General features: G+C 53.5%; 13 protein-coding genes. 4 read left to right on the top strand and 9 right to left on the bottom strand.

Annotated features, from left to right (window positions below):
• Nucleotides 1–100: 100 nt before the first annotated feature.
• The 3 genes from FOE74_RS07790 to FOE74_RS07780 all read right to left on the bottom strand — a co-directional run bounded on the left by FOE74_RS07790 (nucleotide 101) and on the right by FOE74_RS07780 (nucleotide 2,497).
• On the bottom strand, nucleotides 101–1,027 hold the full coding sequence (locus FOE74_RS07790) for a YihY/virulence factor BrkB family protein (protein WP_188686498.1): 927 nt from the start codon (nucleotides 1,025–1,027) through the stop codon (nucleotides 101–103).
• A gap of 73 nt (nucleotides 1,028–1,100) precedes the next feature.
• Nucleotides 1,101–2,144, bottom strand: a complete 1,044-nt coding sequence (locus tag FOE74_RS07785; RefSeq protein ID WP_149098015.1) for a hypothetical protein — start codon at nucleotides 2,142–2,144, stop codon at nucleotides 1,101–1,103.
• A 2-nt stretch (nucleotides 2,145–2,146) separates the two neighbouring features.
• Entirely contained in the window at nucleotides 2,147–2,497 is a 351-nt protein-coding gene (locus FOE74_RS07780) for an MGMT family protein (RefSeq protein ID WP_149098014.1), read from the bottom strand.
• A gap of 470 nt (nucleotides 2,498–2,967) precedes the next feature.
• On the opposite strand from FOE74_RS07780, the gene FOE74_RS07775 reads away from it, so the two are divergent.
• The 4 genes from FOE74_RS07775 (at nucleotide 2,968) to nudC (ending at nucleotide 9,526) form a co-directional block, all read left to right on the top strand.
• Nucleotides 2,968–4,071: an efflux RND transporter periplasmic adaptor subunit gene (locus FOE74_RS07775; RefSeq protein WP_149098013.1), complete on the top strand. Its 1,104-nt coding sequence runs from the start codon at nucleotides 2,968–2,970 to the stop codon at nucleotides 4,069–4,071.
• A 12-nt stretch (nucleotides 4,072–4,083) separates the two neighbouring features.
• Nucleotides 4,084–7,185 carry an efflux RND transporter permease subunit gene (locus tag FOE74_RS07770; protein ID WP_149098012.1) on the top strand — a complete coding sequence of 1,034 codons (3,102 nt, stop codon included), beginning with the start codon at nucleotides 4,084–4,086 and terminating at the stop codon, nucleotides 7,183–7,185.
• A 24-nt stretch (nucleotides 7,186–7,209) separates the two neighbouring features.
• Nucleotides 7,210–8,526: a TolC family protein gene (locus FOE74_RS07765; RefSeq protein WP_149098011.1), complete on the top strand. Its 1,317-nt coding sequence runs from the start codon at nucleotides 7,210–7,212 to the stop codon at nucleotides 8,524–8,526.
• Between the two features lie 88 nt (nucleotides 8,527–8,614).
• Complete coding sequence (gene nudC, locus FOE74_RS07760) at nucleotides 8,615–9,526, top strand: NAD(+) diphosphatase (RefSeq protein WP_149098010.1); 912 nt, start codon at nucleotides 8,615–8,617, stop codon at nucleotides 9,524–9,526.
• 178 nt (nucleotides 9,527–9,704) lie between these two features.
• On the opposite strand, the gene FOE74_RS07755 is transcribed toward nudC, so the two are convergent.
• From FOE74_RS07755 to FOE74_RS07730, 6 genes are all read right to left on the bottom strand, one after another.
• On the bottom strand, nucleotides 9,705–10,226 hold the full coding sequence (locus FOE74_RS07755; protein WP_149098009.1) for an acyl-CoA thioesterase: 522 nt from the start codon (nucleotides 10,224–10,226) through the stop codon (nucleotides 9,705–9,707).
• A 40-nt stretch (nucleotides 10,227–10,266) separates the two neighbouring features.
• Nucleotides 10,267–10,878, bottom strand: a complete 612-nt coding sequence (locus FOE74_RS07750) for a TetR/AcrR family transcriptional regulator (protein WP_149098008.1) — start codon at nucleotides 10,876–10,878, stop codon at nucleotides 10,267–10,269.
• A gap of 305 nt (nucleotides 10,879–11,183) precedes the next feature.
• On the bottom strand, nucleotides 11,184–12,551 hold the full coding sequence (gene chrA / locus FOE74_RS07745) for a chromate efflux transporter (RefSeq protein ID WP_225840728.1): 1,368 nt from the start codon (nucleotides 12,549–12,551) through the stop codon (nucleotides 11,184–11,186).
• 58 nt (nucleotides 12,552–12,609) lie between these two features.
• On the bottom strand, nucleotides 12,610–13,473 hold the full coding sequence (locus FOE74_RS07740; RefSeq protein ID WP_149098007.1) for a chromate resistance protein ChrB domain-containing protein: 864 nt from the start codon (nucleotides 13,471–13,473) through the stop codon (nucleotides 12,610–12,612).
• A gap of 166 nt (nucleotides 13,474–13,639) precedes the next feature.
• On the bottom strand, nucleotides 13,640–16,219 hold the full coding sequence (locus FOE74_RS07735) for a DUF4132 domain-containing protein (protein ID WP_149098006.1): 2,580 nt from the start codon (nucleotides 16,217–16,219) through the stop codon (nucleotides 13,640–13,642).
• Between the two features lie 3 nt (nucleotides 16,220–16,222).
• Nucleotides 16,223–16,561, bottom strand: coding sequence for a hypothetical protein (locus FOE74_RS07730; protein WP_225840727.1), 339 nt, complete (start codon nucleotides 16,559–16,561; stop codon nucleotides 16,223–16,225).
• Between the last annotated feature and the right edge of the window lie 40 nt (nucleotides 16,562–16,601).

The following is a 16,601-nucleotide window of genomic DNA, read 5'->3' as shown; positions in this document are numbered from 1 at the left end:
CGATGGAAAAGCCCCATGAATTCCCCAATAGGCAGGTTCCAGGAAAAGAAAACCCTGTTTTGCGGCCGAAATAAGGAAAACAGGCGAAAAGCCCTGGCAGCTAGGGGATGGGCGCATGGTCTGTCTCGCGCCATTCATAGAAGGTGGCAAACGACTTGGGGTGCAGGGGCAGGTTCCGGTACCGGGCATACACCAGGGTAAAGCAGGCGCCAAAGAAAAAGATCATGGCCGAGTAGAAAATGAACAGCAGGAGCACCACAATGGAGCCCGAGGTGGCGTACAGGGAACCCAGGTTACTTTTGATCAGGAGTTGCCCTAACACTATTTTCCCCAGCAGGAACAGAAAGGCCGTGACCGCCGCCCCTACCCACACCGCCTGCTTGGGCATGTGCGCAAAGGGCAGAAACCGGAAGATGATGGCAAACCACGCGGTCTCCACCAGAAAGCCCAGGGCGCGGTTGAGCACCTGCAGGGCCTGCAACTGGAACTGCTCATCTACCAGCAGGTAATGGTCGTTGAGAAAAGCAAGCGAGGCATCTATCACCAGGAACGCCAGAAACAGCAAGCCGCTGGAGAAGATGATGAGCAGGGCCCTGAACCGGTTGCGCAAGGCTCCTTTGAGGTGTTGATGCCCACGCACCTTAATGCTCCAGAGTTGGTTCAGGGAATTCTGTACCACGGTGAAGAGCGTGGTAGAGACAAAGGTCAGGAACAGGAAACTGAGGGCAGCGGCCCATCCATTGCCCTGCAGAACCAGGAAATTAGTCAGGATCAGCTCTATCTGGCCCGCTACTTCCTCCCCCACCAATCCGGTCAGTTTCTCAAATAACTCGCCGGTAATGAGGGCATCGGTGAAGATGACGCCCAGCACTGAAATCACCAGGATCAGGATGGGCGGCAGGGCGAAAAGCGTGAAAAACGCCACGGAAGACGCCAACCGCAGGGGATCGTTGTTCCGGAAGAGGAGAAAGGTGTGTCTGAAAATCTGCAGCATCTGCTGCACTCTGTACAGAAATTGGGAAGGCATAAAAGCAAGCATCTCGCCCCATTACGTAAAGCGGGGTTTTACGGCTGGTTTAAAAAAAAAGAAAGCGGAAACATTATAAGTGCCGCACCATGATTTTGAGCTGGAGCCGCACCAGGTCGCCCATAGAGTCACACTGCCTGAAATCGTCTAGCTGGTGGTGCCGGGCCAGTTCCTCGCGCAGCTGCCCAACTTTCTCCTGGGTGGAGATGGTATCTTGCCGCATGCAGTCAATGAGGTCTTTGAGCCGGTACCGGGCCGCCCGTATGCGCCGGAAGAGCAGGGTGCGCTCCTCGTTCTGGTACTGCTTCATGGTTTCGGGCTGGAGCCACCGGGTGCAGAGCGCCACAATGGGGTTGTTGTCTTTGAAGTACTGGGGCAGGTACATGGTCTTGCGCCCCTCGTAACTCTGCTGGTCAAAATCAATGGGCCGTACCCGGTACTGTTCTTCCTCAAAGTCTGGGGTCACCACCACCACGTAATTATAAGACCGCATGTCGCCTAAGAGCAGGGCGAAGCAGCGTTCATTGAACTTCACGAACTCCTTAGCCAGGCGCACCTTGTTCAGGTTGGGGCGGCTCAGGTAGTGCTTGATGAATTCATCACCGGGAATGCCGGCAATGTGTTCCTCTATGAGAGAGGCGCCGTGCACCAGGTAATTGATACGGTTAGGCGACAGCACGTGCTCCAGTTCCAGTCCGTAGATGCGCGAGGCATCGGCTTTCTTGAAGTAGAAATAGTCATAGTTGTCGTTGAGCAGGTTCACGATCCGGATGCGGAAGGGATTGGAATTGCCGAAGGTGCAGTAATCTACCCGCTGCACCGAGAGCTGCTCCATGAGGCTTTCGTTCCCGTCAGACTTCAGCTGCACGTAGATACGGGTAAGGCCTTCATAGATCTCCTGCATCTGGCCCTGGTCATAGATCACCGTCTGCCACAGGGTATCCTGCCCCCAGCGGTCAAAAAGCGGGTAGGCATCTGTGTAGTGCAGCAAGTCTTGGTAGGTGATGGGCAAGGGCGCGGCGCGGTCATACGCCCGCAGGTAGTGCGCCAACGGAGGTGTTACGGGGTAATGCTGCTTTTTACGGGAGATGTCGTTGGGGTCTGGGGTCTGGGGCATGGTTACAAAAGTTCTTTAGCGGGGTCCCAGAAAAGCTTGTCAAAATCCACCACTTGGTCGTCTTTGATTTGGATTCCTTCCCGCTCCAGGTGGGCCTGCATGGCGTGAGAAGACTCAAAATGCTGTTTGCCCGTGAGCAGGCCGTTCCGGTTGACCACGCGGTAAGCTGGTATGCCGTGCTGCGCGTGCGAGGCAATCAGCGCCCACCCCACCATGCGGGCCGAGCCTTTGGCCCCCAGATAGGCCGCAATGGCGCCGTAAGAGGTCACCCGGCCCGGCGGAATAAGCTTCACCACTTCATAAACATCCTGGAAAAAATTGGTTCTTTTCTCTGAGGCATTGGTAGTTGGCATAGGGCTGCTTTTACGGCTTTTTTCTGGAAAGGGGCTCAAAACCAAAGCATACATTTTTTTCTGCCTTTGTTTAAACCTTCCCGGCCTTTTCAGGTCTAATTTCTAAAAATAGCCAAAAAACAGGATACATTTACCGGATACCATCCAGAGGTTGCTCTTTTTGCGCCTACTGTGGTGGTTGACCCCTATTTAAACAACCCCCAAATCCCTGGAATGAACAAGATGCTCTGCCCCCATTTGCCGGCCCAGCCCAGGCGCCTTTCTCCCCATCCGGAGAATCCGCCGCTTTTCCGCCCCTTCGCCCTTCACATCTCAGTCTTCACCTGCAACAACTGGTGAACTATTCTTAATTTAGGCGGTTCCTTCTCCTAAGGGGTTGGTTTTCCGGCTCTTTTCTGGGAAACCGCCCCAAAGGCTATTCCCATTTACAGTACCACTACAAACACAAGCATTCAGTACTTCCACACAATATGAAAATCAAACACATTGTTATTGCGCTGCTCATCATTGGTTTAGGGGCTTTGGTGTATTACCGTATTTCCAGTAACAAAGAACAGGCCGGGGCCGGTGGTCCCGGAGGCGGCGGCGGAAGAGGCCCCGGCGGACCGGGTGGACCCGGAGGTGCCCCGGCCATGCGCGTGAGCGGCGTGGTGGCTACCCCCCAGGAGTTCTCCAATTCCTTGTCAGTGACCGGTTCCATTGAGCCCAACGAGCAGATAGAGGTACGCGGGCAGGTTTCTGGCCTGGTGCGCGGCATTTACTTCCAGGAAGGCGGCAACGTGCGCAAGGGCCAGGTCTTGGTGAAAATAGATGACGCTGAATTACGTGCCCAACTGGCCCAGGCCCAAACCCGCAAAACGCTGGCTGCCGAGAATGAAAGACGCGCCCGCCTGCTGTTGGAGAAAGAAGCCATCAGCCGCGAGGAATACGACGTGGCCCGCGCCGAGCTGCAGACGGCCCAGGCCCAGATCCAATTAGTGCGCGCCCAACTGGCCAAGACCTCCATCACCGCGCCCTTTGCTGGGAAGGTAGGGTTACGGGCTGTCTCGGTGGGTAGCTACCTTTCACCGGAGACGGTGGTGACCAACCTGGTGAGCATCAACCCCATCAAAATCACCTTTGCCGTGCCGGAGAAATACGCCGGCCAGGTGAAACAGAACTCTGAACTGACCTTTACCGTGGCCGGAAGCCAGGAGAAATACACCGCCCGGATCTATGCCATTGAACCTAGCATTGCCGCCGCCACCCGTACCTTGCAACTGAGAGCCCGCGCCGACAACGCGCAGGGCACCCTGTTGCCCGGCTCCTTCGCTAACATTCAGCTGCCCCTGGCGGTTATCTCTAATGCGCTCCTCATCCCTACTCAAGCGGTAGTGCCGGTACAGAACGGGAAGAAAGTCTTCATTGCCGAGAATGGCAAAGCCAAAGAAGTGATGATTGAAACCAGCACCCGTACCGAGAAAGATCTGTTGGTTACCTCTGGCCTGAGCGCCGGAGACACCGTGCTGACCACCGGTGTCATGTCTTTGAAAGCCGGAAGCCCGGTAAAAGTGGCCATCGCCAAAAAAATATAACCTTACCGTAGCATGAGTTTATCCACCACCAGTATAAAAAGGCCCGTCCTCACGATCGTGCTCAACCTGCTCCTGATGCTATTCGGGGTGATTGGGTACACGTTCCTGGGGGTAAGGGAATACCCGTCCATTGACCCGGCCATCGTGTCAGTGAGCACCTCCTACTCCGGCGCCAACTCAGACATTATTGAGTCGCAGATCACCGAGCCCCTGGAGAAAGCCATCAACTCCATTGATGGTATCCGGAACATCTCTTCCTCCAGTAACCAGGGCCGAAGCAACATCAACATTGAGTTCAACCTAGAGAAAAACCTGGAAGAAGCCGCCAACGACGTGCGCGACAAAGTCTCCCAGGCGGTCAGAAGCCTGCCCGAGGACATTGACGCCCCGCCCGTGGTTTCCAAAGCCGACGCCGACTCTGAGCCCATCATCACCATGACGGTGCGCAGCGCCAACCGGGACGCCCTGCAACTTTCTGACTACGCGGAGAACGTGATCTCGCAACGCCTCCAGACCATTCCTGGCGTGAGTAGCGTGCAGATCTGGGGCCAGAAACGGTACGCCATGCGTTTATGGCTTGATCCTATGAAACTGGCCTCTTACGGCTTAACCGTAGGCGATGTGCGTACTGCCCTGAACCGCCAGAACGTGGAGTTGCCCACCGGTAAGGTAAGCGGCAGCAACACCGAGCTAACGGTGCGCACCTTGGGTAACCTCTCCAATGAAGAGCAATTCAACAACCTCATCATCTCTTCGCAGGGCGAGACCATCACCCGTTTCAGTGACATCGGCCGGGCCGAATTAGGGCCTGAGAACCTGGAAACCAAGATGACCGAGTCTGGGGTTCCCATGGTGGGCATGGCCATCATTCCGCAGCCGGGCACGAACTACCTGGAGATTGCCGGTAACTTCTATGACCAGTTTGAGAAACTCAAGACCGATGTTCCCAAAGACATCCAGCTGGACATTGTGATGGACAACACGGTCTTTATCAAGAAATCGGTGACCGAGGTGGCTGAGACCATCCTGATCGCCCTGGTGCTGGTAATCCTCATCATTTACCTGTTCTTCCGGGACTGGGGCATCGCGTTCCGGCCTTTGATTGACATTCCGGTATCTTTGATTGCCACGTTCTTCATCATGTACCTGGCCGGCTTCTCTATAAATGTACTAACCCTGCTGGCCATTGTACTGGCTACGGGTCTGGTAGTGGATGACGGGATTGTGGTCACAGAGAACATCTACAAGAAAGTAGAGGAAGGCATGTCTCCTATTGAGGCGGCTATCAAAGGCTCCAATGAGATCTTCATGGCGGTTATCTCCATCTCCATTACCTTGGCGGCGGTATTTTTACCGGTAATCTTCTTAGAAGGGTTCGTGGGGAGGCTGTTCCGGGAGTTCGGGGTGGTGATTGGCGCGGCGGTGTTGATCTCTGCGTTTGTGTCCCTGACCTTAACCCCCATGCTGAACGCCTACCTGATGAAAGGCGGCGAGCAGAAGAAATCCAAGTTCTACAACTGGACGGAGCCTATGTTCCAGCGCATGAACAGCGGCTACGCCGAGGCCTTGGCTGGTTTCATGAAACGCAAGTGGCTCAGCTTCCCGATCATCTTCGCCTGTCTGGGCATGACAGTGCTGTTCTACATGACCCTGCAGAAAGAGACCGCCCCCTATGATGACCGCAGTATGCTGCGTGTTTCTGCCACCGCCCCAGAGGGCGCCTCTTATGAGTACATGGACCGTTTCATGACCGAACTGTCTCAACTGGTAGAGGACTCCATCCCCGAGAAGCAAGTGAACCTGGTCATCACCTCGCCTGGCTTTGGCGGCTCTGGCTCCGTGAACAGCGGCATGATGCGTCTGGCCCTAAAACCCTCAGAAGACCGGGAGCGCTCGCAGAAAGAAGTAGCCGACCATTTATCTAAGCTGACCCGCCGGTACCCGGAAGCCCGTACCAACGTGATCCAGCAACCCACTATCTCGGTGAACCGCCGCGGCGGGCAGCCTATCCAGTACATTATTCAGGCGCCTAACTTCCAGAAGCTGGAAGAGAAGATCCCGCAGTTCATGGAGGCCGTAGCCAGCGACCCTACGTTTGTGCAGCCAGATGTGAACCTGAAGTTCAACAAACCGGAGATCAACATCACCATTGACCGTGAGAAAGCCCAGAGTCTGGGCATCTCCGTGATTGACGTGGCCCAGACCCTGCAATTGTCGTTGAGCGGGCAGCGTTTCGGGTACTTTTTGATGAACGGCCGGCAATACCAGGTCATGGGTCAGTTTGACCGCCCAGACCGCGACGACCCCATGGATTTGACCTCTCTGTTCGTGCGCAGCTCAACCGGGCAGTTGATTCAGTTAGACAACCTGGTGACCATGCAGGAACGCAGCAGTCCGCCCCAATTGTACCACAACAACCGGTACCTGTCGGCCACGGTTTCTGCGGGCTTGGCCCCGGGCAAAAGCATTGGCGACGGCATTGAAGCCATGGACCGCATCAGAGACCAGGTGCTGGATGAAACATTCTCCACCGACCTGGGCGGGGAGTCCCGCGACTTCGTGGAAAGCGGGTCTAACACCATGTTCGCCTTCGGGTTGGCCTTGTTGCTGATCTACCTTATTCTGGCGGCCCAGTTTGAAAGCTTCGTGGATCCGTTCATCATCATCTTAACGGTACCCATGGCGGTTGCCGGGGCCATGCTGTCTTTGTGGCTGTTTGGGCAAACCTGGAACATCTTCAGCCAGATTGGGACCATCATGCTCATAGGCCTGGTGACCAAGAACGGGATCCTGATTGTGGAATTCGCGAACCAGCTGCGCGAGGAAGGCAAGTCTAAGATGGACGCCATCATGGAAGCTTCGGAGGCCCGCCTTCGTCCTATTCTCATGACCAGTCTGGCCATTGCCCTGGGCGCCCTGCCTATTGCCCTGGCCCTGGGCGCCGCCGCCCAAAGCCGGATGGGCATGGGCGTGGTGATTGTGGGCGGTACCATCTTCTCGCTGGTGCTTACCCTGTTCATTATCCCGGCCATTTATTCCATGTGGTCTAAAGAGCGGAAGCATTATCCAGAGTTTGACCGCATTGAAGAGTACGAGAAAGCAGTAGCGCATTAACCAATTGATTGAACCTAGCCTTTTATGTTAAGATATACATTCGGCCTCTTAAGCCTTCTGCTCTCCCTGCTGCTCACGGCAAGGGAGAGCCAGGCGCAGGAGGTCCTGACCCTGGAAGAAGCCGTACGGGTAGCCCTTGAACGTAACTATGACATCAAGCTGTCGGCGAATGACGAGCGGATTGCCGAGAACAACGTGAGCCGGGGCAACGCGGGCATGTTGCCCAACGTTTCGGCCAACCTCACCAATAACAACACCCTCCAGAACAGCTCCCAGACCCGCGCCGATGGCCAGGTGAATGAGGTAAGCTGGGGCCAGGGCTCCTCCTTGAACTACGGCATAGGCCTGAACTGGACCGTCTTCAACGGGTTTGCCATGTTTGCCCGCTATGAGCAGTTACAGGAACTGGAGAAACTGGGTGAAACAAACCTGCAGCTCACCATCCTGACCCGGGTAGGCGACGTGATGAGCACCTTCTATGAACTGGTGCAGCAGCAACACCAGCTACGCGCCTATGACACCGCCATCTCCCTTTCCCGCCTGCGGGTGACCACCGCCCAGAACCGGTTTGAGATTGGCAAGGCTGCCCGGCTGGAAGTACTCAATGCCCAGGTGGACTATAATACTGATACCACCAACCTGCTGCGCCAGCAGGAATTGTACCGCAACACCCAGATCAGGATGAATGAATTGATGGTGCGGGATGTGAACATCCGGTTCAGGGTACCAGACCAGCTCACCATTGATGAACAACTTACCCTGGAGACCCTTTCGGCCCAGGCCGCTCAGCAGAACCCTTCGCTCAAAGCCGCCATCCTGAACCGGCGGGTGGCTGAATTGGACGCTAAGATCGTGCGGGCGAGCCGCTTGCCGGTGGTGGGCGTCAATACCGGCTACAATTTCAACCGGAACCGGTCAGCGCTGGGTTTCTCCACCCTCTCCACGGGAAATGGCTTAACATACGGGGTCACGGCCTCGGTGCCTATTTTCACGGGGTTCAACCAGCGCCGGAACGAGCAGAACGCCAACATTCTCATCAACAGCGCCCAATTGCAGTTTGAGCAGGTGAACCAGAACATCAACGCCCAACTGGCCTCGGCGTACCAAACGTACCTGACCAACATCAGCCTGGTGCGTCTGGAAGAGAACAACCAACGTATTGCCCGCCAGAACCTGGACATCACCATGGAGAAATACCGCTTGGGCAGCATTACCACCGTGGAGGTGCGCGATGCCCAGCTCAACTACGTGAACGCCGCCGTGCGGTACAGCAACGCACAGTATCTGGCCAAATTAGGCGAGATTGCCCTCAAAGAGATTGCGGGTACCCTTACCCTTTGATAAATGATGATTCTTTAGAAAGCGTTTCCGGCTAGGTTCAACAGAATCAGGCCGGAAACGCTTTTGCTTTTACCCCGTTACAACGGCTATGCGCAATCACCTCGCTTATTCGGCGCTCAATTACTTTGGGGCCTCTGACCTGGACCGGGTTCACCTCCTCCGGAAAAATCCAGCCTGGCTCGCTACGCAATTAACCCACCCAGATACGGTGTTGCTGCCTTTCCAACACCTGAAACCCCTCCTGACTTCAGACCGCCAATTGGTGCCGGTGACGATGAAAGAAGTGAATTGGGATCTTGGGCAGTTGACGCCTATTCTGCTGGGAGTGAAAGGGGATCGGGCGTATTTTGCCCTTGATCTTCAGGAAGGGCAGGAAATACCGGTAGCCAACGGTAGTTTTCAGGAACTCAGGGAGGCTACCCTGCAACTGGCCCGGCCCGACAGTTCTTTGCTGGCCTACGCCAAAGCCATGGTCTATTGGCACCGGCAGCAGCAGTTCTGCAGCGTCTGCGGGACTCCTACCTTCTCCAAAGACGCCGGGCATGTGCGCCAATGCCCCAACCCCACCTGCCACACCTCTCATTTCCCGCGGACAGATACCGCCGTCATCACCATGGTTACCTGCGGCGATTTAGGGCTGTTGGCCCGCCAAGCCTCCTGGCCAACTGGCCAGTATGCCTCGGTGGCGGGGTTCTTAGAACCCGGTGAAACCCTGGAAACCGCCGTGGCCCGCGAGGTACAGGAAGAGGTAGGCCTCCGGGTAAAACAAGTGGAATACCACTCTTCGCAGCCCTGGCCTTTTCCGGCGTCTATTATGGTGGGGTTCACCGCAGAGGCAGAAAGCACCCATTTGAAGATAGACCCCGAGGAAATAGAGGATGCCCGCTGGTTTACCCGGCCCCAACTGAAGGAACTGATCGCTTCCGGTGACATTAAGCTACCGCCGGCCCTCTCTATTTCTTACCGCTTAATTCAGGACTGGCTTAACGGAGCCTCTTAAACAGAAAGAGCGTTTAGGGCCTGTTTTTCAAGAACAGGGTCCTAAACGCTCTATTACTTTCCTTCCGCCGGGGCTTCAGGTAACCTGTTTCAGGTATAATTTTTGAAAACAGGTCTTAATCCGGGTCTTTGCCCAAGTACAGGTGTACCGTTTGGGGCGAACGAAAGCAGGTTTCTCGTTAAGCCTTTTGCGTGACCGCCTTCATCTGTCCGCGCAGCTGGGCCACCCGGTCTTCAAACAAAGCGGGCGTTTCTTCTTTTACCACCACATCGTCAAACAAGGCCATCAGTTCCGGCTCATGGCTGGCGCGTTCGCTTTTGCGCACGTCAATGTACACGAACTTAGTCCAGAGAATGGCTTTCAGCTTTTCCTTTTTCTCGTCCAGCATGATGTGCTCCACCAGCATACTGGAATCGGTGACCTGCCGGATGCTGGTTTGGATGGTCACAAATTCCCGCACCAGGGCCGGTTTCAGGTACACAATCTGGTTCTGGCCCACCACCCAGGCGCGGCCGGTCTTCCGGAAGAAAGCGTGGATGTCCAGGCCGTAGGCTGCCTCCACCTGGTCTTCGCGCTCGTTCTGGAAATAGTTCAGGAAGGCGCTGTTGTTGAGGTGCCCAAAAGGATCACAATGGTCAAACCGGATGCGGGTCTGGCTTTCCAGCACGGCAGGTCTGGGAGAAGTAGTGGTTGGTATCATAATTTTAAAGGGTATCTAGGATAAGGAAATAATTCAAAAGTTAGAAAGGGCCTAGTTCTAGTTGCAGCCAGCGTTCCAGTTGGTCAAGCACCGTTTGCAGGGGCTTTTCGTCGCCATAGGCTTTGGCCAGCAGAATGCCGCCCTCTACCGTGGAGATGAAGAAGGTGGCAATGGCATGCGTATCGGCGGAAGGTTGGAATTGGCCCTGCTCTTTGCCTAGCTCAATCAGGTTGCGCACGCCTTTGTGCAGCCGGTTCATGACCCGTACCACCCGTTCGTGCAGGGCAGGCTGGTTGTCATCGGCTTCCACGGCGGTGTTCAGCAAGGGACAGCCCCCAGCAATGATGGGGTTGGACAGGTAGGTGCGGTAAAAGTTTAGCAGGGCCCGCAACCGCTCGCCCGCATTCTCATACGGTGCCATGGCACTGCCCACCCGATCCATCAAGGTCTTTGCCGCGAACTCAAAAGCCGCGACGGCCAATTCCTCTTTGCTCGCGAAATGCCCGTAGAGGCAGCCTTTGGTGACCCCGGTAGCATCTATCAAATCCTGATAAGAAGTACCGGCAAACCCTTTTAAATTGAAAAGCACCGCCGATTGTTCAATGATGTGCTGGCGCGTACGCTCTGATTTGGAGACCTGAGGCTGTTTCATGAAGCTAAATAAACCAATTGGTATATTATCTCCAAGGTAATTATGAAAAGAATCTGAAGGATGCCTTCCAGAGGCTCCTGAAAGCTGCCTGAGACCAATTGATTAGATGGAGAAAAAGCCGTTGAGGAGATGGTTTCTTAAAAGTAGCGCAAAAACCCAGACTAGCCCTCGGTTCAAACGGCTATAACAGAAAGGGCAAACCTGTGAGCTTGCGGCAACAGCAGTAGCAAATGGTAAAAGTATCCTGCCCCTGAGGCTCCAGAGAGGCAGCTATCTCAGCAAACCTCCGCTTTTGAATTGTTTCCCTAAGAAGCCGCTGAAAACACCAGGTAATGGGCCAACCCGGCCAAGGCACTGATGCCAATCCAGAGCATCATGCCCACTTTGAAACGGTACATGGCCAGAAAAGAAATTACCATCCAGGCCAGCGCGAAGTAATCCATGCGGCCCAGAGACACACCCTCGGGAAAGAGCACCGCCACCCCGAAGTACACTGTCAGGTTCAGCACCACCCCTACCACCGCCGCCGTGACCACGCCCAAAACGGATTTCACGGCCGCGTTGCCGCGGGTGCGCTCAATGAGCGGTGCTCCGGCCAGAATAAAGAAAAAGCAGGGCAGAAACGTGTAGAACGTGGTGGTGAACAACCCTAGCGCGCCCATGGCTAAAGAACCGCCGTACTGATTGAACCCCGCCATGAAGCCCACAAACGCCAGCACCATGATCAACGGACCAGGCGTGGTCTCTCCCAGTGCCAAACCATCTATCATCTGGAAACGCGACAGCCACTCAAATTTCTCCACCGCCACCTGGGCTACGTACGGCAGCACCGCATAAGCCCCACCAAAGGTGACCAATGCCGCCTTGGTGAAAAAGGCCACCAGATGGCTCCAGAACGGGTATTCCCGGGTGAGCAGGTAGAACAGCCCCAGAGGCACCGTCCCTAGCAGCAGCGTAATACCCAGCCGAACCAGACTTTTAGACCACGTGAAACCGGCGCCCACAACTTCACTGCCGGCGTGCAAGTAATAGCTTTCCTCGTCCTCGGCCTGCTGTTGGGTCGCCTCTTTTTCCTGGAACAGGTTGGGGGTTACTTTCCGTAAAATCACCGCTAAAACAATGGCCGCCAGAATAATCAGCGGGAAAGGGATCTTAAGGAAAAAGATGGCCACGAAGCTGAGCAGCGCCAGCACGTAGTGGAACCACGTTTTCAAGGATTTACCCGCAATCTTCAAAAGCGCCAGTGCCACAATGGCCACCACCGCCGGTTTAAGGCCGTAAAACAGCGCCGCCACCCACGGAATGGTGCCGTAGCTCACGTACACCGAACTCAAACCCAGCAGGATGAACACCGAGGGCAGGACAAAGAAAATACCCGCCACCAGGCCGCCGCGTACCCCGTGCATGAGCCAACCCAGGTAGGTGGCCAGCTGTTGGGCCTCGGGCCCGGGCAGCAGCATGCAGTAGTTGAGCGCGTGCAGAAACCTTGAATCTGAGACCCACCGCTTCTGCTCCACAATAAAGGAGTGCATGATCCCGATCTGGCCGGCCGGCCCGCCAAAACTGATGAAGCCTAACTTGAGCCAGAACAGGAACGCTTCTTTGAATGAAGGCTTCTCTGGCGCGGTGAGTGGGGCTTTTTGCAAAGGAGTGTCTAGCATCTTTGTTTCCATGGCGATCCAAGTTTCAGCACAAGGATACGAATCCCCTTATACGCAAGCTAGAACAGAGTTAACCTTTGGAACCTGGTTTACCTTTCCGCAAATTTTTCTGGTATTCTGAGGGGCTTTGGCCCAGGTGCTGCCGAAAAATGCGGGTGAAATGGCTTTGGTCAGAGAAACCGGTGAGGTACGCTACCTCGGCCAGGGTGTAGCCCGAGGTATGCAGCAGGTTCAGCGCCTTCTCTATCCGCAGCTTTCTGATGTACTCCCCAAACGACAAATTATCAAAGTACTTGGAAAACGCCCGCGACACGTAGGTGGGATGCACGTCCAGCGCCTCCGCTATTTCCTTCAGGTTCAGACTCAGGTTGGTGTCTATCTGGTCCTGGATGATCTCCTTGAGGTGCTGGGCCCAAACCGGCACCTTCTGGGGCGCCTCTTTCTTCTGCTGCAGGTAATTGTTATAGATCTCCAGGAAAAGCTGCTCAGAAGGGTGTGTGGTGTGTTTCTGGTGCTGCAGGTGCTTCGCCCAACTGTATAGCCCATCATAGAGCACCATGGCCTGGCTCAAAAGCTCCTGGTCATCTGAGATGTTGAAGGCCATGCCGTGCGAGATCGCCCACAGCCCCGCCGACTGGGCCGCCAGGGAATGGTCATCGGTGTCGGCGCCGCGCACGATCAGGGCCATGGTCTGCAGGGCAGGGTCCTGCAGGTCAAACTTCTTCAGGAAATAATCAAAGGTGCAGTGGTCTTGGTAATGCGAGTACTCTACTCCCGGAATGTCAAACGGAATGGCGTCCAGTGCCTTGGCCTGGTCCAGCACCTGACGCTCGGGCACGTAAACGATTTCCGCGGTAGCGTCAATGAACCGCCTTATCAGCCACGGGCAGGCCAGCCGGTCAATCTTGGGGCGCTCGCGGGTGATCCACTTCATGGGTGTAAACCAAAAGAAGGGTTTTTCTTCTAAAGGTAAGCCTTTGCCTTTAAGTTAGAATATCCACTTCCATGGAAGTGATAGGTATAGGCTGTTCGTTTAAGAGTCCTTTTCTTCAAAATGCCCTTAAAACGAACAGCCTTGCTGGAGGAATCTGCTTCAATTGCTAGAATCGCTTTATTTGGGAGGTGATAGTAGAATCCGTGATTTTGTCATCCTCGGCTAAGAGCATGGCTTTGCTCAGAATCACTGAAAAACCTGTGTCACCTTCAAAAGGAAGGAAGACATTCTGCGTGATATCTTTCTTGCTGCGGTCTGGCACAATACAGAGGTATTGGTCGTTCGGCTCCATTAGAATATTGGTGCTACCCAAGTGTATTTTGTAGGTTCGTAGTTTGCCGCGTACCACCAGGAACTTGTCCTTGATCTCGGCTACATTTGCCAATTTCAGACGAGGAAGCAACTGCGTCAAAATCTCTTTCCGGGTTTTGGCTAGCTCAGAAAGCTCTCCGAAGGAGTACGCCTGCCAATAATCACGGTAGGCCGGTACGCCGCCGCTATCACGCCAATTGGGGTCATTGCCCACAGTAGCCACGCCTACAAACAAGTCTACGTCTCGCAGGACTTCAGATAAGATTACTCTGGGGATGTTGATCAACTCCACAACATTGTTCGATTGGGTATCTACAAACCGTAGTTGATCGGTGGCAATGTAATTCCAGATGCCGGTGTCGTTCATTTCTCCCTCGGCATCTACTTCATTCACCCAGTACTCAGCTTTCAAATGAAAGTCCGGAATCAGGCACGAAGCTGCTTCATTGTAGCGCCCATCATCAAAGGCGCCCAGCAAGGCATATTTCCAACCTCTTAATTTAGCCAGGGAGTTGAACTGATGCTGCTTGAGAAGATGCGCGGCCATGCGGTTGCTGTACACTCGGGTGTTTATCTCGGCATCGGTGAGCAGGTACACCTCGCGGTAGGCCTGCTTGAACGGCTGCAGAACCTGATGCTCTACCAAAAACCTGCGCCAAGCTTCAATCTCAGACATAGTGGCCGTGGCAGGATGCCAAAGTTGTACGGTTATCTCGGGCGCTGGCTCCAGCTCTGCTAAGTCATGCCCTACCCATTTTCCTTCGAAGAAGATGACGTTTTTGGATACGCCTTCTTTTTTGAACACCCAAATCAGGCGCTTGGTCAAATAAGAAAGCAGGCCATGGTTTGCATAGTATTTTTCAAAATAAGCCCAGGATAATAGCCGGTCGGCTTTGAACATGCGGTCTAACCGGTCTCGTTGGGCACTCAGGGAAACTTCTATCTGCTTGGCTGTTTCCTTCACCTGCTTGAGCGCGGCGGGCTGCTTCTCTTTCACTATGCTGGGCACCGATTTCTGCGGATTTCCGTCCGGTTTAAACCACTTTAATTCGGTTTTTCCTATCGCCACTATTTCTAATTCGGCTTTGAAGCCTTCCAGTTCATAGACGCGCTTGCCATCTTCTACCCCATATTGATCTACTGCCAGATCTTCAATCTCATGAACTGAGATGCCTTGTTCTTTAGCTGCTTCCTGCAGGTACTTCTCAATCAAGGCTTGCGTACTTGATTGCCGAATGCGCAATTTAAGTCTTGACAAGTGGCTGATTCCCTCTAGTCCCTCGGACTTGTAAAGAGTAAATAAACAGGCATTTCCAATTGCGGCCGCAGCGGGCCCCTTGCCCGGTATCTTTTTAAAGGCTCTGTCCGCCAAAGCCGCCAGCGTAGATAAGGTAGTTGGAGTAGCTAAGGGAGCACCCATCCACACGAGTCCTTTGATGGCGTCTAGGTTAGAGGCTGAAATAAACTCATAGTTGCTGTATGTATAGGTATGGCCACCGTGTGTCTGCGTATAGACTGTTTCTTTTTCCTTGAGGTGAATAATATATCTGAACCAGTCAAGTACTACCTCAGAAAAGACCTCGGCACCAAGACCAGTAACAAGCACTTGACTCTCCTTTAGATATTTCTGCGTGGGCTTTCCGCCCGATGCTTTCTGGGCATGGGCCATCACCTTGTACCATCCAGTTAGTTCCTGTTCTGGTCGTTGCCGAATGATAGGATTGGCATAGTTGGAGAAATCATCATAGCCTAGAAAATAGGTTGGTTTGATAGATGCCTCTCCTTCACCTGTATGTAGCAACTTATCGATTCTCTCAATTAGCTTCGCTCTTTCTTTTTCATAATATCCATTCTCAATTCCAGCCAGTACATCTCTTAAATTTAAAAGAGTGGTCTTACTTGTACTTGTAAGAGTAGCGCCTTTAAAGTTTCGCTCTACTTGGGTGAGGAAATTAGCAAGAGGCCAGTCGTGGATGGTTCCCCAATGGCTTTTGCGATAATCTATGAATTGCTGAGAGATGACTTCTATGTCTTGCTCAGAAAGAGCCAGTTTTGTCCTTAACAGTTGATGAAGAAACAGGCCTCTAATCTCTATCTTCAAATAGTCTTTATCAGAGGTGCTAAAACTACTCTTTCCTTTATACCACTGATGAGTGACCGTGATACATTCTAAAATAAAAGCCACTTTTTCATCAGCAGGTAAGTTGATGATTCTCTCAGTGAAGACATTCAGTTCCTTAGCCTTTATACCCCAGAAAGAACTGTATTTACTATTAGCTTCTTGTTCAGCAGCATCAATCAACTCCTCAAAAGGGCTCAATGGCGCAGCTGCTTTCTTAGAAAGAGCTTTTTTCACAACATCAACTATTCCCATTTCTCAGCCTCCTATCAATGGGGTTAACTTCAGGAAACTCACCGTGGTGGAGCCAGAAAGCAATACTTCTTCCTCAAGGGATTCAGCCTGTTGGTTGTCTACCAAGATAAAGTAACCATTGTTGAGAAACGCATTAAGGGCTATGTACACCTGCTTTTCAGGATCAATTTTCTTTCTTTCCTTTAGTTTATAGCCATTGGTGGTCGACTCAGTATCAATAGGCTGCACCAAACCATTGAAGTACTGAGGTAGCTTCTTGTTGTACTCTTCTACCTCTTGTACCACCCGGGCTTCTATGATGTCTTTCACAGTAACCAGTTCATTTTGTAAAGCAAGCTGCATTTGGTGCAACACTTTCCCTGGGAAAGTCTCGTCCTTGATT

The sequence above is a fragment of the Rufibacter glacialis genome (assembly GCF_008271745.1).
GTDB lineage: Bacteria > Bacteroidota > Bacteroidia > Cytophagales > Hymenobacteraceae > Nibribacter > Nibribacter glacialis.
This window is presented reverse-complemented; position numbering and strand designations above follow the sequence as displayed.